Below are 22424 nucleotides of genomic sequence, written 5' to 3' on the forward strand. Positions count from 1 at the left end.
CCTTCATGCCAACCTTTACCAAGTACATCCAGAACGAGGAACATTACTCCGAAGTGATTTCGCGAATTATGTCGGTCCGCAATAATTTGTGGATTGGTACTGCCGATATCAAGGATGTGTATGTGAAACAGGATGGAGATGCGATTCCGTTGCTTGGGCAACTTGCAACGCTTTTGAAACGCGGCGTGGGTATTCGTCTGATTCATGCAAAGGAGCCGGGTCCGAATTTCCGCGAGGACTTTGACCGGTTCCCGATTCTGGTGACGGATTTGGAGCGTGTGATGTGCCCGCGGGTGCATTTCAAGATGATGATTTTTGATCTCGAAACGGCCTACATCGGGTCTGCAAATTTGACGGGGGCGGGAATCGGCATGAAAAGTTCTTTACGCCGAAACTTCGAGGCGGGAATCCTCACAAATGACCCTGCGCTTGTTGAACCTGCTATAGAACAGTTTGATACGCTATGGATGGGCTCGCATTGCAAAAAATGCGGTCGCCAGGAATTCTGTGGTGATAGGATTAAGTAGACTTTCTTTCGTACAGTTTTACCAAATCTTTTGCGCTGTCGAGTACCATTTGACGGAGCTTGGCAGGCTTTAGCACCTCGGCGATGGAACCGTAGTACATAACCCATTGCTTGAGTAGGCCGTTTACGGCGACGTTCATGGTCACGTGCAGGTCGCCACATTCCAATTCTGTGATTTTCATGCTAGGGTGGTAGGGACGTTCCTGCAGAAAGTTCTTGGCGTATCCAGGGAAATAGATGACGACTTTTTCTTCTTGCTGGTCCTGGTCGCCCGAAAGCAGCGTGCCTGTGCGGATGCGCCTGCGGAGCGTCTCAACGACTTTCGGGTCTTCGACGAATTGTTCGCGCAAGAGTTTTACGGATTGAATGCGGCGAAGCTTGAGAGCGTATGTCTTGTCGGGAAGGTGTTGCGACACGCAGCCGATGTAGATTTCGCCCTGGTGGATGGCTACCATCAGCGGAATGCGAGGCTTGTTGGTTATATTGCCCCAATTGTCGGTGTAGGCGATTTGCACCTTCTGTTTTTTGCGGATGGCATCGAGAATGACCGGTAGATTTTTGCCTACATTTTCGTCAACGCTCGGAGGCGTTCCCATGAATAGAATGCGTCCGTTCAGTTCTTTCGCGTAATGCGCCAAAGTCGATTGTTCCTTGATGGGCAAATCCTGCGTGATTCTCTTAGTGAGGTCTTCGATAAGGTTCGATGTTGCGGGGTAGATGTTGGCAATGCGCTGCAGGAACATAAAGTGCAAAAGCGTGTCGCCGAATTCCGGGAACACGAGCTTGTTCGCGCGTTCGAGTGCCACCTGGTAATAGGTCTTGCCGCTTTCGACAGAACGCCTGATGTAGCCGCCCTCGATTTCGGAAAGTGCATGCATGTCGCGTTGCACACTCCTCAAATCTTCTTCGCGGATGTCCAGGTGCTGCATGATGTCTGCCACACTGTAACGATTGTTGTAATGCGCCATCATGTAGACGAATATCCGTATCATTCGTTCGCCGCGAGCCTGATCTGCCATAAAGCCTCCTGCTAAATGTCATTCCCGCGTAGGCGGGCATCTTTCTCAATATGCAAAAAGTAGGCGACGATAATTGTCGTGCGTGGGCGTTGTCCTTGCTTACCTCCTCATTTGTCATGCCCGTCCCGGGCTAAATTCGGGATAAACTCCAGCGGGCATCTCCTTTTTATAGGCTTTTTTGAGTTTTTCACCACTTCATTCCTCAAATATTTGTGTATTTTTCGGTATAAAGAAATGCACCCCAAAGGTGCTGTTTTGAGGTATCTATGAAAAAACTCGTAATTGTGACTTATGTGCTCCGTGCACTGGGCTTTGTGCTGGTGCTTTTGATGCTTTTTGGACACAGCATTGTTTTGAATTTGTTCCCCTCTCTCGAATGGCATTCGATTAATCCGATTTTTTATACGGGTATCGTTTGCTATGCGACAGGTGCGGTCATTCATTTCTTCATCAAAAAGAAAGAGATGGCGGAACGCCGCCGCAAGGAAATCGAGGAGGCCGAGGAACGCGCTTTTGGAAAAAGGTCCGACGATTCGGATAAGTGATTGGGTTGTCTATGATAAAGATTGAACATTTGCATAAGACGTACCGCAGCGGTTTCTTGATGAAGCCGAAGCTTGCGCTCAAGGATGTGAGTTTTTCCGTAGAACCGGGACAGGTGTATGGCTTTATCGGGCCGAACGGTGCGGGCAAGTCTACGACCATCAAGGTGCTGACGGGCCTTTTGAATTTTGATTCAGGCAAGGTGCTGGTGAACGGGATTTCTCCGCGCAATGTGAAGAGCCGCCAGTTTATCGGTTATTCGCCGGAACAGCCGTACTTCTACGATTATTTGACAGGCCGCGAACTGTTGCAGTTTTACGGCAAGCTTGTGGGGCTTTCTGGTGCCGAACTGGACAAGCGTATCGACTGGTCGTTGGACTTGCTGCATGCGAACAAGGACTGGATTGACCGTCGCCTGCGTTCGTACTCCAAGGGTATGATGCAGCGTGTGGGTATTGCCCAGGCGATTCTCGGCAAGCCGAAGCTGTTGATTCTCGACGAACCCATGAGTGGTCTTGACCCGATGGGCCGTCGCGACGTGCGTGAAGCCATTATGGAACTCAACCGCACGGGGGTCACGATTTTCTATTCGAGCCACTTGCTGAGCGACGTGGAATCGATCAGCCACAAGGTGGCGATGATCGTGGACGGCAAGATTGTGCGCGAAGGAACCGTCGACGAGATTACGGAATCTTGCGGCGTGGAATACCACGTGCGTACCCGCGAGGCGATTCCGCAGGCTGAACTGCCCGAAGGTGTTAGTCCCGCTGGCCATCCGCAGGAATGCGTTTGCGCTGATGACGCTGCACGTGACCGCCTGTTGCGTTACTGTTTGGACAAGGGTGTTGCCGTGGAACGTATGGACCACAAGCGCCCGAGTCTCGAAGATATTTTGACGGAGGAAATTGCCCGTGCAGACGCTTAAGCATATCGGCATTATTGCCCTCAATACGTTCCGCGAATCCATTCGCGACAAGATTCTCTATAACATCGGCTTTTTGGCGATTGCGCTCACCTTGTTCAGCATCGTACTTGGCGAATGGTCGGTGTTTGACCGTGCCTACGTGATCAAGTCCACGACGCTTTCGGTGATGAGCCTTTCGGGCCTGTTGATTTCGATTTTCGTGGGCATTAGCCTGGTGCAAAAAGAAATCCAGCGCCGTACGGTGCTTACGCTGCTCTCGAAGCCCATTAGTCGCGCCTCGTTCATTGTGGGCAAGTACTTTGGCTTGCTTGCGGTAGTGGCGGTTCACCTGATGCTTTTGACGGTCATCTACTACGTGATGCTGTTCCTTACGGGTTCTGCCCCGACGCTTAGCCTGCTTACGGCCATCTACTTGATTTTCTGCGAGATGGCGGTGGTGATTGCGGTGGCGCTCTTGTTCAGCAGCTTCAGCAGCACGGTGCTAAGTGCGCTGTTTACGCTGGGGGTGTACTTTGCGGGCCACCTGAGCGACCAGCTGTTGGAACAGGTGCGCTTCGCGACCCGTATGGGCGAACTGAACGGAACATCGAGCATGCTGTTCCAGAAGGCAGCCGAAGTCATTCACGCGATTTTCCCGGGGCTTTACCGCTACAACGTGACGACTTACGTGGTGCACGGCGTGGCGCTCCCCGACATGTATGTGTTCTGGAACAGTGTTTACGCACTTGGTTATATCGGCGTGTTCCTTGCGATTGCAAGCTGGTGGTTTAGCCGGAGGGACTTCCTATGAGAAACCAGTACATGGCAAAAGTCCTTGTGCACAACAAGGTTGTTACTGAAGCTCAGGTTAAAGCCCATTGGGGTGAAATTACCGACAAGAAAGATATTGGTCAGGTGCTCGTGGATGCGGGAATTCTCCCGCCTCCGATGTACATCAAGGTTCTGGCCTTTGTCAAAAATTTAGAGGCGAAGAATGCTGCCGAAGGTGGTGCCGCTCCGGCGAATACGACGGGCGCGACGGCTACATCGGCTCCTGCCGCTAATGCTGCCGCAGCGACACCGAAACCCTCTGCCGCGCGCTTTGAGGCTCCGCCGGCATCGTCGGCTCCAGTGGCTCCAGCTCCGCAGCCCGCACAGTCTGAAGGTCTGCAGATCGAAGGCAACAGCAGCTTGTACGGTGAAGTCTCGACATCGAACGTAGAAGTCGAAGCGGTGGCCGGCCTGGAATCGACGAGCATCAGCACGGTGCAGGTGCAGGCCGAAACGGAAGAGGAAACTTCCGAAGAAGAATCCGAAAAATTGCCGAGTCGCTTTGCCATCTTGACTGGCGAAGGAACTCCGGTCGAGGCGCCCGAAAAGATTCGCCCGATGACGAGCATTTCGCAGATGATTGCGTTTGCCCGTAAGTTCGGAGCGACGGATATTTACCTTTATGCGGATCGCCCCGTGGTGATGCGTCAGTCGGGAGCGCTCTTTGTGGCTTCAGACGACGCTCTCGATTTGTCGCGTATCAATGAACGGCTGGATGAAGCGTCCAAGGGATTTTCGGACGGCTACAAGATTGTGGTCGGCAAGAATTTCAGCAAGACGATTGGCCTTGCGGGCGTGGGCCGCGCACGTATGACGGTCACCTGGAACGGTACCAATCCGAGTATTGCCATCCGCGTGATTCCGCAGGAATCGACGACGCTTGAAAACCTTTACTTGCCCACGTTCTGCAACCAGTTTGCCGAACTCAATAGCGGCTTGGTGCTGGTGGCGGGCCCTGCGGCGAGCGGACGCTCTACGACTATTTCCACTTTTGCCGAAACGATTGCGGCGAACCGCGATGTGTACATCCAGACGGTCGAGAAACCGATTGAACGCTTGTTGCAGAATCCGCGCGGGGCGATTGCCCAGCGTGAAGTGGGACTTCATGTGCGTTCCGGTATCGAAGGAATCGAACTTGCCATGCAGAGCGGTGCCGATGTAATCCTGTTTGACCATCTGGAAACGATGGATGAACTGTCGATGCTATTGCAGGCCTCTAATGCGGGCGCCCTTGTGTTTGCGACGGCGATTGGCAACAATGTGCATGCGTTGCTTTCTCGCCTGATTTCGTCGGTCTCGGCAGAAAACCGTACCGCCTTTGCGAATTCCCTTGCGGAACAGCTGAAGGGAATTATTGTGCAGCACCTGATTCCGATTGTGCAGAACCAGGGGCAGATCCTTGCGGTCGAGGCAACCAAGATGACATCGACCATGGCGAACATGTTGCGCCGCGGAGAAATCGCGCAGCTGGCGGCGGCTATCAGCAGCCAGGGCAGTCAGGGAATTTCGCTTGACGATTCCTTGCAGAAATGCGTTGAATCTGGTTATATCGACGGAGCCGAGGCTTGGATGCGTGCAAGCGACAGCCGTCGCTTTGCCTCTTACCGTCCGGCGAACTGAGGAGCTTGAACTATGGCGACAGAAATTGAATCTTTGTTGGAATACACGCTGAACGTAGGTGCGTCCGAATTGGTGGTGACCGAGGGCGCGTCCTCGGCGGTGCGCCTTGCGGGAAAGGTTTGCGCCATTCCCGATGCGCCTGCTGTTGAACCCGGTGCGCTTCGTAACTTTTTAGGCTCGATGGAAGGGGAGTCGGGAACGTTGATGGGTGGCCCCTGGTGCGGTTCCCGTTTCCGCGTGCGTTACAACCGTACGGCTTTGGGCAATTCGGCAACGTTTAGGCCCGTACTGGATGAATGTCCTGATTTTTCGGCGCTCGGTGCGCCTCCTTCGCTGGCCAATGTCTTGGGTTTCCGTTCGGGACTGGTCGTATTTGCGGGCCCTGCCTGTAGCGGCAAGACGACTACGGCGACCGCTTATGTGTCGGCGCTTTGCCAGTCGGGAATTCTTCGCGTGAGCTTGCTGGACAAGGATGCCGAAATGCCTGTCAAGCGCGGCGAAAGCTTGATCCTCGAAAATACGACGGGAACGGTCCCCGAGAAAATGGAGCAGGCGCTCCGCAGCGGAATCGACTTGATTTGGCTCGGTAACTTTGAGGGGCTTTCCTTGATACCGGTGCTGCGCGCTGCGGAGGCGGGAGCACTTGTAGTGCTCACGGTGACCGCGGGCAACGCGGTCGGCGCCCTGGATGCGTTGCTTTCCTCTGAAACGCTTGAAAACCGCGATGTGACCCGCAACATGCTGGCTTCTGTCCTGAAGGCTGTCGTGGTGCAGCGCTTGCTGCCGGGCACACAGGGGGCAGTTCCCGCGTGGGAAATCCTTTACGGCTCGCAGAACGTCGCCTCAAAAATCCGCAGTGGCGAGCATTATACGCTTCCGTCGATTATCGCAGCCTCGGCATCCGAAGGAATGATGCTCATGGACGATTGCCTTGCCGAACTGGTGAATTCTGGATTTGTCGCACAAGAGGATGTGGCGCGGTATGCGTCGAACCCGGCTCGCATGGGGTAAGCTGAAGGCGCTTGCATGGGGACTTTCCCTTTGCTCGTTTGCCTTTGCCGAAGGGGATTCCCTTTCGGTTTCTTCTGCTACAGATGCTCCTGTTGCAGAAACTTCCGTTGTTGGGAAGCCTGCCGCCGGAAATGACATCCCGTCGCTGGATTCGCTGGTGGCGCAGGTCGATTCGGTAAACCGTATTGCCCCTTCGTCTGCGGATTCGGCAACGCCTGTGGCGCAACCGCTGCCGGAAAAGTCTTCTGCCCCTTTGAAGACTGTCCTTTACTTGGGTGGCGGCGAACGCTCCCCCTGGTTCCAGCTGGGCGTACTCTATGCCATTGAGGAATACGGCATCCCCGTTGATTCTGTCGTGGCAACTTCATGGGGAGCGTGGATTGGCTCTCTGTGGTCTCGCGGCGTTCCGCTGGACGACATCCAGAAAATGATGCTTGATCCGGCGATTGCGCCGTTTGTAGGACACGATCTTTCCTCTGCGGAAAATCGTTTGGGATATTCTCAGAACGATCCCCTGGAAATGCCCGTTTCCGTAACGGGAATTCCTTCTGTCCGCCAGCGATTTACGTTGTCTGTAGATTCCGCGCATTTCCTGGAACGTCGGAAAAAAATGCTTACTCCAGATTCGATGCAGGCCGTGCGCGCCTTGGCAAAGCTCCGTTTTCAGGAAAGTCTTTATCGCCAGCGTTCCAAGTACCGCATCCCGTTCTCGGTACAGTCGTGCGATGCGGGCAATCCGGTCATTGTCGGCGACTTGACGCATCAGGTCATAGAATCGCTCCCGCTGTGGAACAATCCGTCTGGAGAACTCTGCCCCTATTATGCGATGCCCGCCGAGGATAACGCTTCGGAACTTTCTGTAATAGTGGTGTCCGATCCGCTGCGTGCCCCGCTGACGGGGGCTCCTTCGGTGCAGCTGGTCAAGCGGCATGCGGGAGATGTGCTTGCTAGTCAGCCGGGAGTCGTCATTCGGGCGCATACGATTTTGGATACGTCGAGGACGGCCTGGATTCAGGCGGGCTTTACTTCGTTCGAAAAACAGCTTGCGAATTTTAGAGTCTTGAATGGTCGTCGTAACGATTATTCAAGGGACCGCGTTGCGGCGAAGCCCTGGTTTCGTTTCGAGCCGACTTTTGACAGTCTTTCTTCCGAGGTCCAGAATGCCGTCAGGGATTATTGGGATAGGAACGATACGGGAATGGTCGCTCCGGCGAATTTCGCGCATTCGCTTCTGCAGAACCCTGCTTACGATTCCCTTGATTTTGACATGCAGCCGGGAGGCAACCTTTCGCTAGAAGCGGCGGTACATCCGACATTTGATGTTGCTGCTGGTGGTTTTGGCTCGAATGCGATCGGGCCCAACGCCTATTTCGAAGGCTCCGTGCATTATGTCGACCATATCGAAATCGAATTGATCTTGGCGGGCTTCTGGGGCGGTAATTCCTATGGAATGCGCCCGCGCTTAGGTATCTCGAAGTTGTGGAACCGTCACTGGAACGTGCTGTTCGGTTATGATTACTTGAAACTGGTTCCGCTCAAGTCCTTCAACAACAAGCAGGATCGTTCACTCCGTATTGAATCCGAAAAGCGTAGCGATCTGACGATGAGTATTGAATATGTTCTGGACAAGTGGCAGTTCGTGTCGCTGGATTTCTTGTTCGGCTCCAGACAGTTTGAACTGCATCCGCTGTACTACGGTGGCAAGCCGATAAAGACGTATCCCGTGTCGCCGATGTTGCACTACCGCTATTTGGAAGGCCCCGACGACGACTGGTTTGCCGAAAACGGGTATGTGCTGAATGTCTGGGGTGGCTTTGAATCTATCGGTTTTGACGACGGCATAATTGACGTGGTTCCCATTTACTGGAAGATTCTGGCCGATGCCCGCTATACGATTTCTCCAAGACCGTTTGTGACGTTTAATGTGGCCGCGGCAGGGGCAATCGAACGCTATCATGACGAAGGCCACGGATATGTCTCTCCGAAGTCTTTTGAAAAGGCTCCTTTGGATGTCGCATACCGGCAGCATGCGGCGGCGACGCCCTGGTCAACCGAGTGGTACAATACGGAACTTTCTTCGCACGAATATGCGATGCTGCGCCTCAACGGAGGCTTGCACGGGAGTTATTTGGGGGCATGGATTTTCGGGGCGTACTATCACGATTTCGAACAGAGTCCGTACGCGAAGCTAGCGGCAGACAAGTTTGTCTTTGAACCGGCGGTACGATTCGCCTATAGGTCGCTGGTGGTTTATGTGGGAATGAACCGCATTGTCGACAAGGAAACCCTTGGCGACTTGACTCATGTCAAGCAGTACGATTACTTTATCCGAATCGGCAACTATAGCTTCTAGAGCGCAAGCGGCATCCAGGGCTTGACTTCGTTGACGGAAACGAGCTTGCCCTGCAATTTGCGACGGATGGCTGCGGCCGCAATCATCGCACCGTTGTCGGTACTCAGGCTGCGTTCCGGGATGCAGAACATAATGCCGTGCTTGTCGCAATAGTCCTGCAGGCGCGTGCGTAACCAGGCATTCGCACTCACGCCGCCACCGACCACAAGCGTCTTCATCTTGGTCTTCTTGAGGGCGGCAATCGTCTTGGTTACGAGACTGTCGACAATGGCATCTTCAAGGGAGGCGCAGATGTCGCCGAGGTTCTTCTGGATAAATTCCGGGTCGTGAGTCTCCGTGTAGCGGAGAACGGCCGTCTTCAAACCGCTGAAAGAAAACTCGCAGTTGTCGTGAACATGGAGTGCCCGCGGAAAGTCGACGAACTTGCGGTTGCCGTCTTTTCCGAGGCGACTGATGGTGGCTCCGGCGGGGTACTTGAGCCCGAGCAGCTTGCCGCACTTGTCGAAAGCTTCGCCGGCGGCGTCATCGCGGGTGCGTCCGATGCTGGTGTACTTGAAACCGGGTTCTTCGAGAACCAGTTCCGTGTGTCCGCCCGAAACGGTGAGCGTTAGAAACGGCGGCTCGATTTCGGGGTGCGTGAGCCACGCGGCGGCAAGGTGACCTTCCAGGTGGTTCATACCATAAGCCGGAATCTGCAGGTCGCGGGCAAGACCCTTTGCAAAGCTTGCTCCCACGAGCAGCGGCCCCATAAGGCCGGGTCCCGTGGTGTAGGCGATGGCGTCGATGTCCTTGAGTTCGATTCCCGCTTCCTTGACGGCGGCTTCTGCAATCGGGGAAATTTTTTGTAGGTGCGCTCTTGCTGCAATTTCGGGAACGACGCCTCCGTATAGGGCGTGCTCGTCGATTTGGCTGTAGAGCGGGTTAGAAAGAACTTTTACGGGATCGTCTTGCAGAACGGCGCAAGCGGTTTCGTCGCAGCTGGATTCAATTCCGAGCCAGATCATGGTGCAACCTCGTCGGTGGAACCTGTAGAATCTACGGGAGTGGCTTCTTTCTTGACCAGGGTCACCTTTTCGGGCTTGAGCTGGATTGCCTTGATGGCCATTTCACGGTTAATGTGCGCCGGAAGAGATAGCTTTACCGTAGGAGAAAGACTGTCGGCGTCCTCGATGGCGAAACGGTTGAATTCCATGACGAGTTCAATGTTGCCGGCCGAAATGGAATCTAGAGCCTGGTCGCCGCCCGTGATTTCAACAGACAGCTTGTTGGGCTTGAGCGAATAGGTCTCCTTGTCGAAAAATCCGATCAGGTTGACGGGAATGTCCTTGTAGGTCTTGCTTGCCATCTTCTGGATATCGATGGATATTTTCACGAGCGAATCGTTCGGATTGACAAAGGCGGGAAGCGTCCCGAAGTCGAGCGGTACGGTGAATTCTTGGCTTGCGCGGAGGGTGTCGAAAAAGGCGGAGTCCGTGGGAATGTCGATGATTCGCGTGAGGGCGTTTCTTGCACCGGATACAAGAAGTTCTTCGGGAGAGATTCTGGGCTCGTCGGCGATCAGGTAACCTTGCGCGGCGTTGAACGTGGCGACAGACTTGATGGGAACGTTACGCGTAATGCGGGTGTCTATGTCGATGTCCACGAACAGGAGCTGGTTTTCGGGTTCGACAAAACGGATGTCGGGGAACCCTGCGGCGATAAAGTTCTTTCCGTCCAGGTGGATACGGGTTGCACCGAGGTCCGCCTGCTGCAAGTCGATGACCATGGCGATAGAATTCTGCTTGGGGTCGCGGATGATCTGTTGCAAGCGGATCAGGTCCCACGACTTTCCCTCGACGGTGATGTGGAGCGTGTGGGGTGGCTTGGAGGCGATGGCCATCGTTTCGGGGAGCTTCACGAAGTTCAAGGGGACTTCCACCGATAGCTGGAAATCCTTCTGCGATATGACCAAGAACCAAAGCGCGATACCGAAGATCAGTGCTGTTATCTTTATTACGATGTTTCCCATTGTTGCCCTATAAAGAACCCTCTAAAATTTAGTTATAATTCACCTCGTGTTCGGACAACTCGGTTATTTAGTATCGGAAACTTTCCGCGGAATGAGGCAACACCGCACGGTGATCCTTCCCTCGTTTGCGACCATTTTCCTTTGTTCCCTATTGTTGACGGCCTCTTTCGTGATATTCGGGGGTGTCGTCCGTGTTCTTTCCATGGAAAAGAACCTCTATGCGGTGGAGGCTTTTTTGCCGGAATCGTTGGATGCCGATTCGCTTCGCGTTATTCAGGACCGCCTGGAACATACCAAGCACGTGGATTCGGTGGTCTTTGTCAGCGCTGATTCCGCACTGGCGGATTTCCGCAGGCATTTCTCGGGAGAGATGCTTGACCTTGTAGAAGGCAACCCCATTCCGCCCTTTTTCAGGGTGACCCTGGATGAAAACAGCAAGGATCCTGCGACCTTGGCCGAGCTGAGAAACGCTCTTGCCCGAGAGGATTACTTTGAAGAGGTGCAGGCCCCGGTCGAATGGGTTGAAAAGATTGCCGCCTGGAAATTCCGTATGGTTTTCTGGCCGATATGCATCAGCGTACTTCTGCTGTTTATCCTTTCGCTCATTATCTGCAATTCGGTACGCCTTTCCCTGTTCTCCAGGAGATTGTTGGTCGAGAACATGAAGTATGCGGGCGGAAGTCATTTCTTTATTGAGTTTCCGTTTGTGATGCAGGGCGTTGTCCAGGGAGTCGTTGGCTCCGGACTTGCTGTGTTGCTTGTGGCGACCGTGGTCCGTTCGGTGGCGGACGCATTCCCGATTGTGGCGGCGAATCTGGCGGGGTTCGGCCTTGCGCTTGCCGTCGTTGTTTTGTTGGTGACCGTGTTGTCGGGGTATTTCAGTTTCCGTACCGTGCGCGGTTTCCTTTCGGTCAAGCGTGGCGAACAGGAATAACATGCGCCTCCTTTTCTTGATAGTTTGTCTTGTGCTAGGTTTCGGATTTTCGGATTCCTATGCCAAGGCTCCTGCGAAATCTGGCAAGTCGTCGAAACCAGCGGCATCTGCCAAGGCTGCGCCCAAGGCGGCGAAGTCTTCGTCCAAGTCCAAGACCTCTGCGGTGACCAAGAAGACCGATGCGCAGATCAGTGAGCAGAAAAATGCGCTCAAGAAACTGGAATCGGACCTAGCGAAAAAACGTCAGGAGCTGGCGCTCCTGGAAACGGAAGAAAAGGGCGTCCTGAACACGATCTCGGTGCTGGACCAGAACCTGAACCAGACGCGAACTTACATCTCGGAACTTTCCAGGAGCGAGGGGATGCTGGAACGGGCGATTGTCCAACTTTCGGCCGATATCGATTCTCTGGACCGGAAAATCGAGGTGCGCAAGGCTGCCATGAAAAAGCGTATCCGCAATTTGTACGTAGTCGGACGCAGCAGCGAGGCCCGTGTCCTGTACAGTCTACTCACGCAGGAGGGCAATCCCGACCGTCAGGTTTACTGGGTTCATCATATTTTGAACCAGGACCGTCAGGAAATAGAAATGCTGCAGCAACTGGTGCAGGAACGCGACGAAAAGAAACAGCTGGAAAGTTCGCACCTTTCAGATTTAAAACTGTTGCGCACCAAGAAGGCGGCAGAAGAAAAGGGACTTGTTTCGCAGATGAGCGGCCAGGAAAAGATGCTCATGAGCTTGAAGCACGACCAGAACATGCAGCGCCGCGCACTCAAGGAATTCGAACAGAACCAGAAAACGATGCTTGCGCTTATCAAGAAGTTAGAAGAACGCCGCAAGAAGGAAATCGAACAGGCGAAGAAGGAAGAGGCCGCCCGTAAGGCTCGCGAAAAGGCGGAAAAATCGAAGAAGGGCAAGAAGAAGGATTCCAAGGCGCCGTCGAAGACGGTCGAAAAACCGAAAGTCGTTGTGGCGGAATCGGTCAAGGGGCCGAAGTGCATGCCGCTGAAGGGCGAAATCATCAGCAATTACGGCTTGCAGGAACACCCGGTGCTGCACATCATGACGCGTAACCTGGGTGTCGAAATTCGCGGAAAGCGTGGCGACGCCGTGAGGTCTGCCGCGGCAGGAACGGTGGTGATGGTCTCCGAAATTGACGGTCGAGGTCCCTCGGTCATTATTGAGCATGCGGGTGGAACCTATTCGGTATACGGTCACCTGAAGTCTATCCGCGTGCAAGAGGGAAAAGAGGTGCGAAATTGCGAAGAAATTGGCGAAGTGGGTGATGTCGCTTCGCTAAATGGAATTAAATTGTATTTCCAAGTGAGCGAGGGTACACAGACCGTGGATCCCTTGCAGTGGTTGAAGACGAAATGATCGAATATTCTTTACAAGGTCCCGTATCGCAGGAACGTGTCCGCATCCGCGTGATGTCGGCGCTCCGTGAAAACCGATTCCCTCAGGCGGTCCTGATTGATGGCCCTGCCGGAATTGGCAAGAAAGCTCTTGCCATGGAAATTGTAAAGGCTCTCCAGTGTACAGACGAAAATATGCGCCCGTGCGGGCACTGCTTCGGTTGCAAGATGGCAAGCGACAGCGGTGCGACCGGAAACTGGGTTATCCCGCTGGAGGCCGCCGAGGCCCACGCCCGCAGTTCAGACGACGTGTCTGCCGGGAGCAAGGCGAAGACGGTTGAAGATTTCAAGAAAGGCTACATCGAGGAAATCCAGAAGAACCCTTACCGGGTCGATGTCTTTTCGGCGGGGGCGTTCATTTCGGTGGACTTGATGCGCCTGATGACGTCGGGCTTTGCGTTGAAGGGCGATCGCGTGCGCACGGTGATTGTCGCCGAGGCGGACCGGATGAACGAGGCTGCCGCTAACGCGTTCCTGAAGACTTTGGAAGAAGTTCCCCCCGATACCTACTTCATTCTCACGACTTCTTCGCGCGAAAAAATGCTGCAGACGATCCGTTCACGCTGTCTGGCCTTGCACCTGTTGCCGCTGACGGATAGCGAAGTCCGTAACGAAGTGCTCCGTGTCGCAGGGGAGGATTTCGATGAAGATTCCCTGACCGATGATGTCGTCGGCTTGGCGGTCGGTTCGCCGGGAAAGGCTTTGTATTACGCCGAACACGGAAAAAAGTGGTGTAGCCTCGCAGTTGATTTCCTGGTGAAGTCTCTTCTGACGGACTATGCGGATCTTTTCCTACAGCTGAAGGAAGTTGCGATAGATGACCCGTACGAGGCCAACCGTTTCTTGGAAGTTCTCTCGTTCCTGCTGGCGGACTTGTTGCGATTGAAGGCAGGAGCGCCCTTGCGTCTTCCGCAGACAACGGTTAGCGTCGGTATCGAAAAATTCCCGCGTGTCGATGCGACTGCGCTTGAACTCTCTCTTGTGACGGTGCAAGAATCGATGTCCCGCATCGAGTCCCGCCGCATTTCCACGACGATGGGCCTGCAGGACCTGTCGCTCAAGATTTTCGAGGGCTACAAGTAATGATGCCCGCGGCAGAGGATTCGACGATGTGCAACGAAGAGCTCCTGGCGTCTTCGATGGCGCAGACCTTGCGCGTCCCTCATGCTGTTGCGCGATTCTTGGTTTCGCGAGGTGTTCGAACACTTACCGAAGCGCACCGGATGCTTTGTGGAAATGCCGGTGATGTTCATGACCCGTTCCTGATGAAGGGCATGAAAGAGGCTGTCGAGTGGCTTCTGGCTGTGCGTGAGCGGGGCGAAAAAGTATTCGTCTTTGGTGACTACGATCTGGACGGGATGACCGCTGTTACATTGATGACGCGGGCGTTAGCCGAACTGGGTATCGAGTCGGATTGGCGCCTCCCGAATCGCTTTGGTGACGGTTACGGCCTTTCTGTATCGGCGATTGAAGAAATGCATAGCGCTGGTGCGCGTAATGTCATCACGGTCGATACGGGTATCACGGCGAACGCAGAAATTGCCCTGGCCAAAAAGTTGGGCATGTCGGTGCTGGTCATTGACCACCATCAGCCCTCTGGCGAAGGTTTACCCGAATGCGATGTCCTGCTGGATCCGCATCAGGAAGGTGATACTTATCCGAATCCGGAACTTTGCGGAGTCGGAGTTTCGTATAAATTCATTTGTGCTCTTTATTCTAGGCTCGGCATGCCTGAACCTAAGAAATTTCTTGACTTGGTGGCTTTAGGGACACTTGCCGATTTGGTTCAGATGACGCCGGAGAACCGCTGCTTTACCAAGGCCGGGCTTAAGTCGATTGAGGGGAGCTGCTGGCCTGGTTTGCAGGAAATGTACGGCGATCTCATGAAACGCCACGGAAGCGTGGGCGGAATCGATGTCATGTACAAGTTCGCCCCGCTCCTGAATGCCCCTGGCCGAATGGAACGCCCCGACCCTGCGCTGAAGTTGCTGCTGAGTCCGAATATGGCCGCTGCCAACGCGCTCATGGCGGAACTCAAGGAATGGAACAGCAAACGCAAGCAGAAAGAAGCCGAAATCACCGACATGGCGCTGGAACAGGTCAAGGCGAAGTATGGCGATAAGCTCCCGACCGTTCTCGTGGTGGCCGGAAACAACTGGCATGTGGGCGTTATAGGAATTGTCGCTGCAAAGCTTGCGCAGGAATACCATCGTCCGACGGCGGTGCTCTCGGTTACCGACGGCATGGCTCATGCGAGTGCGCGCGCAGTACCCGGTTTCAACTGGCATAAGGCTCTTTTTGAATCCAGGGATCTTTTTGACCGCTGGGGCGGTCATGCGAATGCGGCTGGTTTTTCTCTCCCGTCCGACAAGATTGACGAACTTCGTGAACGCCTGGAACAGTCCGCCAGAATGCAGAACTATACGGGCGCAGTCGAAGAATTGCCGGTGGGTGCCTATCCGTACGATATCCGGATTTCGTTAAACGAACTGGTGGTCGAGGCGGAACAGTATATGTCTCCCGACGGCACGACGTGTCCCGGCGGCAAGAGGCTGATTTCTATTCTGGATTTCTTCGACCTGCTGGAACCGTTTAGCGGAAATTTCCCGTACCCCACTTTCCGTGCGGACAACATCAAGGTGCATCGCCTGCGTGAACTTCGTGGCGGGCATCTGCAGATGGACATTTCGCAGGCGGGAAGCCGCGTGTTCCCGGCGATTGCCTTTGGCCTCCGCAAGAGTAAGGCGCTGCTCCATGGCGACAAGCCGGTGTCTGTCATCTTTGAACCGACCTGGAACTATTTCAACGATCGGAAGTCCATGCAGCTTTGCATCAAGGCGATCGAACCGTGTGATTGACGGTAATTTATGCAGGTGCGCGATTTACCCATCTTTTTTCTGGTGTTGGTCTTTGCGGGCCTCTTGCTCGGCGTATACTACATAAAGCCCTATAAGCCGGTCGTTTCGATTGTTCCTGTCGCCGAAGAGGAGCCGCAGTGGCATGCGTTCACGGGACGCGTGGTGATGCCGTCGCTCGACGACATGTATGTGCTGGGCAATTCCGCCGACCGCGATTTGCTGCAGTTCGAACGTTTCCTGCAGGGGCGTGCCGCGGGGCTGCACTTTGCTGCTGCGGATTATTTCAAGAAGCATAACTGCGTCGCGGCCCGTGGAGAAAACTCCCCGGACGTAGTGCTCGGAATAAAGCTGACTCTAGATTCTCTCGGAATTTTCGAACCGGAAATTCTTTTCAGTAATATCTCCGATGAAAATTTCAAAGGCCTGGTGCTTTCGCAAATCCAGACCTATTGGCGTTACCCGCGTAGCGAGCAGGGAAATTTAGAAGTTTGGGTTCCCGTCGTTTGGAAATCGTGCTACAGGCACAATTCCAATTAGTAGCCTTTTAAGATGGCGAGCAGCTGTTCGGTGCGCTTCTCGATCAGGATGAACGCTTCGAACATACGGGCTTCGCGCCACTTGACCAGGTACTTGGCGCGCCATTCCTCGGCCACTTCTTCGGGATCTTCGTGGTGTGACTCGTTACGGTACCATTCTTCTTTCTTGATTTCCTTGATCATGTCGCCCATTTCGGCAGCAGGCTGCAAGGAACCCTTGCAGAGCAGGAGGGCGCGCAGGTTGTCAAGCAGGATTTCGTCGGTCGGGTTTTCGGAATCGTCGCGGGCGCAGTCCCAGATTTCGCCACGGTGGCGTTCCGTCCAGCCCATCAGGTGTTTCTCGGTCCTGGCGAGTTCACCCTTGGCGAGCTTTTCTTCGACGGCTTCGCGCGGGTAATAGATGCTGTTCGGGTAGAATTCAATCATAAGGAGCTCCCTGGTTTGCCGTTAATGCCCGGGGCGGGACTTGAACCCGCACGAGGTTGCCCTCAAGGGATTTTAAGTCCCCAGTGTCTACCATTCCACCACCCGGGCTCGGGCGTGGCCTAAATATAGAAAAAAGTATGCGGTGGGAGAATGCGCGAAAAGCAGTTTTTGTATTTCTTGCTGCAGCCACGGATGCCGGTGATGTTAAAAGCGGCTGGATTAGCGAATAGGTAACAGAAAAAGTCATTCTGGAGGAACGAATTTCTGACGGAATCCGGGGGAGATTAGAAAAGTGAAATGTGAAATTGATTAGAAACTAGTCCTTCTGGAGGAACGAATTTCCGACGGAATCCGGTGGAGATTAGAACGGTGAAATGTGGAATTAAGTAGAAACTTGTCATTCTGGAACGACCGTAGGGAGTGACGGAATCCAGTGAATTTCTAAATTACAGTTTATGAAACACTTAGTTTTTTTCGTTGCCTTGCTCCTTGCCACGCCTCTTTTCGCCTACGATGGCGATATGGATACCTACCACGAATTCAAGGAAGATCTTTCGCTGGCCCGCGACGGTTATATCGCGTGCCTGAACATGGCCATGGAATCGGCCAACGAAAGCACTGAAGGTTCGCTGGAGGGGTGGTTCGAACTCCGCAGTAAGGGGGGCGCCCGCTCCTGGATGCAGCTCGATTTCGAGGCTCCGGATCTCAAGTTCCTCAAGATGGAAGAAATTCCCTACGGGTTCAAACTCAAGGGCTTACACGGCGCCTACAAAATCGATGTAGAAATCCGCGTGGTCACCCGCGACACCGACATTTTCTACGATGTCAAGTACAACAAGGCAAGCAACGCTGCCGGCAAGGAAATCTTCGGCGAAGTCTTCCGCAACGACCGCGTCGTGTTCTACGACGAAAGTTCCCCGTGCAAGCGCAAGGCCGTCACCTGTATCAACGAATACTCCCGCGGCACTATGGGGAAATAGTGAAGGGGAAAGTCTTCCCCTGACTTTAGCCATGGCTCTGCCTAAGCCGCACGCTCACATGGCCTTGGCCTTTGGCCAACGAATGTTCGCTTAGCGGTTAGGCTATCGCCATGTCTGCCGTTACCCTTTCGCCTAGGGGCTTTGCCCCTAAAACCCTGAAATCAAATCGTTATTTTTTTTGATTGTTTTGAGGCGAGTAAATCATATATGCTATTAAACATGCTAATGCTATAGCGATTGCAAAAAGTATAAATACTGCTGCATGATTTGCAATGATTTCAGAGATCCAAATAATAAACCCCAATACAAAGGCTATTGCAAAGAATCCTCCGCAGCCTATAGCCGCTTTTTTTGGATTTTTTTGAACAAGTGAGAAAAATACAGCAATGCCTAAGGCTAACATGAATAAGGGAAACATCTTTATCATTTGATTTGTTGCTGCATCGGCCATAATTGGACCTAAATTTGCATTTGGATTATTTGCAAATGCAGTTGAAATTGTTAGTAGAGAAAATGATAAAAGTTTCCTGTACATACTCATCTTAATATACCTTATTTAAATAAAAAAGGAACCCGCAAGGGTTCCTTTTTTATTCGGAATTTTGATTTCGGATTTCAGAATTTGAACAATCGCGGCATAGCCGCCAAATAAAAAAACTCTGAACTCCGAATTCCGAAATCTGGATTGAGTTAATCGCCTACTTGATGATTAACATCGAGTCGTCCCAAGCTTCGTGCTTTTCGAGGCCGAGGAGGTTCGCGGTCGTAGCAGCGATGTTGGAAAGACCCCAGTCGCCTTCCTTGAGGCCGAGCTTGCCGCCCGTTACGTTATCGTAAAGGATGCAGGGCACCTTGTTGAGCGTGTGGCTGGTCTTTGCCTTGAAGGTCCCGTCCTTGTTAACCTTCGGCATGCCGGTCTTCTTGTCGATTTCGTACATTTCGTCGGCGTTACCGTGGTCAGCCGTGATGATAGCGACACCACCGAGGGCGTCAATCACCGGGAGGAGGCGTGCAAGGCCGATATCCACCGCTTCGATAGCCATCGTAGCAGCGCGGAAGCTACCAGTGTGGCCCACCATGTCGCCGTTCGGGAAGTTGCAGCGGAGAGTCTGGTACTTGCCGCTCTTCAAAGCTTCGATCATGGCGTCGGTAATTTCGGCTGCCTTCATCCACGGGCGCTGTTCGAACGGAACCACGTCGGATTCAATTTCCAGGTAGGTTTCGCCGTCGAACTTGCTGGAACGGTTACCGTTCCAGAAGTAGGTCACGTGGCCGTACTTCTGCGTTTCGGAGCAGGCAAACTGCTTCACGCCCGTTTCAGCAAGCCATTCGCCGCTGGTTTCCTTGATAGCCGGAGGCGGAACGAGGAAGCGGTTCGGGAGCTTGAGGTCGCCGTCGTACTGGAGCATGCCGGCGTAGCACACATGCGGGAAGCGCTTGCGGTCAAATTCGTTGAAGGATTCTTCTTCGAAGGCGCGGGTGATTTCAATAGCGCGGTCGCCACGGAAGTTGAAGAACACCACGGAGTCGCCATCGTTGATGGTACCGACCGGCTGACCGTCCTTAGCAATCACGAACGGGGGCAGGTCTTGGTCGATAGCCTTGGTTTCGCCGCGGAGGGTTTCGATAGCCTGCGTGGCGTTGTCGAAGTAGCGGCCTTCGCCCAGCACGTGGGTCTTCCAGCCGAGTTCCACCATTTTCCAGTTAGCGTTGTAACGGTCCATGGTAATCTGCATACGGCCACCGCCGCTAGCAATGCAGACGTCGAATTCCGGGCTGCGGAGTTCGTCGAGGAACTTTTCGAACGGGCCAACGTAATCGAGAGCGGAGGTTTCCGGCACGTCACGGCCGTCGAGCAAAATGTGCACGCGGACCTTCTTGAGGCCTTCCTTCTTGGCCTGGGCGACCATGGCCTTCAGGTGAGAAATGTTGGAGTGGACGTTACCGTCGCTGAAGAGGCCGATGAAGTGGAGAACGGTGTTCTTTTCGCGGGCGTTGCCGGCGATTTCCTTCCAGGCGTCGCGACCGAAGATGTCGCCGGAGACGATTGCGTCCTGCACGAGGGCGGCGCCCTGGTTGTACACCTGGCCAGCACCGATGGCGTTGTGGCCCACTTCGGAGTTACCCATGTCTTCGTTGGTCGGCATACCCACGGCGCGGCCGTGAGCCTTCAGGAGCACGTTCGGGTACATCTTGAAGAGGTTGTCGAGAGTCGGGGTGCGGGCGGCCTTGATGGCGTTGCCTTCGACCTTATCAGTGATACCAAAACCATCCATCACGATGGTTACGACCGGTCCCTTGATGCCGGGGAAATTGGAAAGCTTCTTGAGCATATTGTGTCTCCTTGAGCTCGGCCTGAGCCTAGCCAGTTGAATTAAAATCCGAGCACAAATTTAGAAAACCCGGAAAGCTCTTGGTTCCAGGTTTTCTAAAGACGCCACAATAAGATAGGCTACTTTTTCTTGCCCTGGTTGGCGACGGCCTCCATTTTGGCCTTGAGTGCTTCCTGGTCACCAAGATAGTAGTGCTTGATGGGGTTCAGGTTGTCGTCAAACTCGTAGACGAGCGGAGTCGCGGTCGGGATGTTCAGACCGAGAACTTCTTCTTTGCTCATCTTGTCAAGGTACATCACCAGTGCTCGTAGGGAATTGCCGTGCGCTGCGATTACGATACGCTTGCCGGCCTTCATTTGAGGTTTGATTTCTTCGAGATAGTAGGGGATTACGCGAGCAATTGTCGTTTCGAGGCTTTCGTTCTGCGGGAGGAACGATTCGTCTACATCTCGGTACATGGCCTGTTTCTTTGCGCTGCGTTCGTCGTCATCGGCGAGTACGGGCGGCTTGATATCGAAGGAACGGCGCCAGATCTTCACTTGGTCTTCGCCGAACTTCTCGGCGGCTTCGGACTTGTTCTTGCCCTGCAAGTCCCCATAGTGACGTTCGTTCAGTTTCCAGCTTTTAACGACCGGGAGCCAGGCTCGGTCCATTTCGTCAAGAACGTGATTCAGTGTATGGATGGCTCGCTTCAGGTAAGAGGTGTAGCAGAGGTCAAAATCGTAACCTTCATTCTTCAGAAGCTGGCCGGCGGCAGCCGCTTCTTCGTGGCCTTTTTCGCTAAGGTCTACGTCCATCCAGCCGGTAAAGAGGTTCTTCTTGTTCCATTCACTTTCGCCGTGGCGTACAAGAACGAGTTTAATCATGAGGATTCTCCTATTTGTTAAATCTGATGAACGCAATAATAGAAAAAATCCTTGCTAAAGTTAGATTTAGTTAATAAAATTAACTTAATCTAACTAAAAAGGGGAGAAAGTGGTGCGTTTCTCCGTAACAAAAATAACCCTCCCTTTACGGGGAGGGTTTAAACTTGGTTTTAGACCCGATTACTGGACCTTGTAAATCTTGACCTTGAAGGTGTAGTAGCCGTTTTTGTCGGGGAAGCCGCTGTCGTAAACGGCGAACGGATAGAATCCAGCTCCGTTTGCAGCGTCGTATGCGGCGGTCTTTGCCACATACGACAGTCCCTCGCCGTTTTCAATCAACGTCGGGAGGCTCGACTTTTCGATCGTGCCCGCTCTGAAGTCGCTCAAATAAGCAGGACGGTTGTTGACGTCTTCGGGCCACATGCCGTTACCGTAGTCGTCGTTGCTAATCGTGAGGAACGTGACGCCTGCGCCTGCATTGGCGGTGACATCGGGTTCGCTCTTGGAGCCGGACTTTTCAAAGACGATGTCTGCAGCTTCGGCGGGAACCGCAGTGCAAGTAGCGAGGCTGACGCCGCTGATGTTTTTATCGGCCGTAGAGACCGTCACTTCACAGGGAGTCATGACAATTTCGTCGGAACCCGGATCGGTGGAGGCGGAAGAGGCCGGTTCCACGTTCTTGCAGAGACGTTCCGTCTTGGCTTCTGCATCGAAAGGAATCACGTCGGTTCTGAAGTAATCCTTGGCGCCGTCGTTTGCGGTTACCGTAACGACCAGGCTATAGTCATCGCATGTGAAGATAGGGTCAGCCAGGTTGATTTTCACGAAAGCAGACATCATTGAATTGAGGTCAATTTCGTTTGCTGTCGGGACGACTGCTTCGTTGTAAATAACCTGATACTGGACCTCCTGCTGGGCGGAGTTCATGACTTGGAACTTAATCGCGGTAAACAGCAGGTTCGAAGAGTTTTCGTTGGTTTCGTCCGTGCGGTCCAGACCATAGATACCCTTGAAGCGGAGTGTGTCGCCAGACACTCTGGAAACGAGACCGTTGGCAGAAATGTTGGGTGCGTTGTTATCCGGAATAACAATCTTGCCGTTGTCCTTGTTAGAGGCGTTCGTGCTGCTGTCGTCACCGCAGGCAATGAGACCGAAAGCGCCCATGGCGATAACGGAACCCAGGAAAATTTTCTTAAAGTCCATGATTTTTCCTCATAAAAAGTTTTTCTGCCCTTGAAAATAAACAAAAATGGTCAAAAAAGC

Annotated in this window: 21 protein-coding genes and 1 tRNA gene; 13 read left to right on the forward strand and 9 right to left on the reverse strand. The window is 53.5% G+C overall.

The features are described from left to right. The first annotated feature begins 5 nt into the window (after positions 1 to 5). Positions 6 to 527 (forward strand): phospholipase D-like domain-containing protein, encoded by a 522-nt coding sequence (locus BUA93_RS10730; protein ID WP_072979254.1) that lies wholly within the window; start codon positions 6 to 8, stop codon positions 525 to 527. Here BUA93_RS10730 and BUA93_RS10735 read toward each other — a convergent pair. Continuing rightward, entirely contained in the window at positions 520 to 1545 is a 1026-nt protein-coding gene (locus tag BUA93_RS10735) for a helix-turn-helix transcriptional regulator (RefSeq protein ID WP_072979255.1), read from the reverse strand. The genes BUA93_RS10730 and BUA93_RS10735 overlap by 8 nt on opposite strands. 266 nt (positions 1546 to 1811) lie before the next feature. Here BUA93_RS10735 and BUA93_RS10740 point away from each other — a divergent pair, with 266 nt between their 5' ends. From BUA93_RS10740 to BUA93_RS10765, 6 genes are read left to right on the forward strand one after another with little or no spacing between them, the layout of a single operon-like run. Beyond that, entirely contained in the window at positions 1812 to 2090 is a 279-nt protein-coding gene (locus tag BUA93_RS10740; protein ID WP_072979257.1) for a hypothetical protein, read from the forward strand. An 11-nt stretch (positions 2091 to 2101) separates the two neighbouring features. After that, positions 2102 to 3013: an ABC transporter ATP-binding protein gene (locus BUA93_RS10745; RefSeq protein ID WP_072979258.1), complete on the forward strand. Its 912-nt coding sequence runs from the start codon at positions 2102 to 2104 to the stop codon at positions 3011 to 3013. Beyond that, positions 3000 to 3803 (forward strand): ABC transporter permease, encoded by an 804-nt coding sequence (locus BUA93_RS10750; RefSeq protein WP_072979541.1) that lies wholly within the window; start codon positions 3000 to 3002, stop codon positions 3801 to 3803. The genes BUA93_RS10745 and BUA93_RS10750 overlap by 14 nt, the downstream gene beginning before the upstream one ends. Continuing rightward, a complete protein-coding gene (locus BUA93_RS10755) occupies positions 3800 to 5443 on the forward strand; it encodes a type IV pilus twitching motility protein PilT (RefSeq protein WP_072979259.1) in 1644 nt (547 codons plus the stop codon). Before BUA93_RS10750 ends, BUA93_RS10755 begins: the two co-directional genes overlap by 4 nt. A 12-nt stretch (positions 5444 to 5455) precedes the next feature. Continuing rightward, positions 5456 to 6454 (forward strand): ATPase, T2SS/T4P/T4SS family, encoded by a 999-nt coding sequence (locus tag BUA93_RS10760; RefSeq protein WP_072979261.1) that lies wholly within the window; start codon positions 5456 to 5458, stop codon positions 6452 to 6454. Continuing rightward, positions 6426 to 8807, forward strand: coding sequence for a patatin-like phospholipase family protein (locus tag BUA93_RS10765; protein ID WP_072979262.1), 2382 nt, complete (start codon positions 6426 to 6428; stop codon positions 8805 to 8807). Before BUA93_RS10760 ends, BUA93_RS10765 begins: the two co-directional genes overlap by 29 nt. Here BUA93_RS10765 and tsaD read toward each other — a convergent pair. Together tsaD and BUA93_RS10775 are read right to left on the reverse strand one after the other, a co-directional pair. After that, positions 8804 to 9811, reverse strand: a complete 1008-nt coding sequence (gene tsaD / locus BUA93_RS10770; RefSeq protein WP_072979263.1) for a tRNA (adenosine(37)-N6)-threonylcarbamoyltransferase complex transferase subunit TsaD — start codon at positions 9809 to 9811, stop codon at positions 8804 to 8806. The genes BUA93_RS10765 and tsaD overlap by 4 nt on opposite strands. Further along, entirely contained in the window at positions 9808 to 10815 is a 1008-nt protein-coding gene (locus tag BUA93_RS10775) for a CdaR family protein (RefSeq protein ID WP_072979264.1), read from the reverse strand. Before BUA93_RS10775 ends, tsaD begins: the two co-directional genes overlap by 4 nt. Positions 10816 to 11017: 202 nt before the next feature. Between BUA93_RS10775 and BUA93_RS10780 the strand changes: the two genes are divergently transcribed. From BUA93_RS10780 to BUA93_RS10800, 5 genes are read left to right on the forward strand one after another with little or no spacing between them, the layout of a single operon-like run. After that, entirely contained in the window at positions 11018 to 11749 is a 732-nt protein-coding gene (locus BUA93_RS10780; protein WP_254793942.1) for a cell division protein FtsX, read from the forward strand. 31 nt (positions 11750 to 11780) lie between these two features. Further along, positions 11781 to 13124 (forward strand): murein hydrolase activator EnvC family protein, encoded by a 1344-nt coding sequence (locus BUA93_RS10785; protein WP_254793943.1) that lies wholly within the window; start codon positions 11781 to 11783, stop codon positions 13122 to 13124. Then, positions 13121 to 14245: a DNA polymerase III subunit gene (locus BUA93_RS10790; protein WP_072979274.1), complete on the forward strand. Its 1125-nt coding sequence runs from the start codon at positions 13121 to 13123 to the stop codon at positions 14243 to 14245. Before BUA93_RS10785 ends, BUA93_RS10790 begins: the two co-directional genes overlap by 4 nt. Then, complete coding sequence (recJ, locus tag BUA93_RS10795; RefSeq protein ID WP_254793944.1) at positions 14245 to 16020, forward strand: single-stranded-DNA-specific exonuclease RecJ; 1776 nt, start codon at positions 14245 to 14247, stop codon at positions 16018 to 16020. The genes BUA93_RS10790 and recJ overlap by 1 nt, the downstream gene beginning before the upstream one ends. Before the next feature lie 42 nt (positions 16021 to 16062). Continuing rightward, positions 16063 to 16557, forward strand: a complete 495-nt coding sequence (locus BUA93_RS10800; RefSeq protein WP_139257989.1) for a hypothetical protein — start codon at positions 16063 to 16065, stop codon at positions 16555 to 16557. Here BUA93_RS10800 and BUA93_RS10805 read toward each other — a convergent pair. Beyond that, entirely contained in the window at positions 16554 to 16982 is a 429-nt protein-coding gene (locus BUA93_RS10805) for a hypothetical protein (protein ID WP_072979278.1), read from the reverse strand. The two genes, BUA93_RS10800 and BUA93_RS10805, sit on opposite strands and share 4 nt — an antisense overlap. A 25-nt stretch (positions 16983 to 17007) precedes the next feature. Beyond that, positions 17008 to 17090: transfer RNA gene (locus BUA93_RS10810), tRNA-Leu, on the reverse strand. Between the two features lie 347 nt (positions 17091 to 17437). Here BUA93_RS10810 and BUA93_RS10815 point away from each other — a divergent pair. Then, positions 17438 to 17962: a hypothetical protein gene (locus BUA93_RS10815; protein ID WP_139257991.1), complete on the forward strand. Its 525-nt coding sequence runs from the start codon at positions 17438 to 17440 to the stop codon at positions 17960 to 17962. A 169-nt stretch (positions 17963 to 18131) separates the two neighbouring features. Here the strand turns inward: BUA93_RS10815 and BUA93_RS10820 are convergent, their stop codons facing one another. From BUA93_RS10820 to BUA93_RS10835, 4 genes are all read right to left on the reverse strand, one after another. Further along, positions 18132 to 18497, reverse strand: a complete 366-nt coding sequence (locus BUA93_RS10820; protein ID WP_139257993.1) for a hypothetical protein — start codon at positions 18495 to 18497, stop codon at positions 18132 to 18134. A gap of 163 nt (positions 18498 to 18660) precedes the next feature. Then, a complete protein-coding gene (gene gpmI / locus BUA93_RS10825) occupies positions 18661 to 20295 on the reverse strand; it encodes a 2,3-bisphosphoglycerate-independent phosphoglycerate mutase (RefSeq protein WP_072979281.1) in 1635 nt (544 codons plus the stop codon). Between the two features lie 119 nt (positions 20296 to 20414). After that, positions 20415 to 21158 (reverse strand): 2,3-diphosphoglycerate-dependent phosphoglycerate mutase, encoded by a 744-nt coding sequence (gpmA, locus tag BUA93_RS10830; protein WP_072979545.1) that lies wholly within the window; start codon positions 21156 to 21158, stop codon positions 20415 to 20417. Positions 21159 to 21341: 183 nt separating this feature from the next. Continuing rightward, entirely contained in the window at positions 21342 to 22364 is a 1023-nt protein-coding gene (locus tag BUA93_RS10835; RefSeq protein ID WP_072979282.1) for a hypothetical protein, read from the reverse strand. Positions 22365 to 22424 lie beyond the last annotated feature (60 nt).

It is taken from the genome of Fibrobacter sp. UWH4 (assembly GCF_900142475.1).
GTDB lineage: Bacteria > Fibrobacterota > Fibrobacteria > Fibrobacterales > Fibrobacteraceae > Fibrobacter.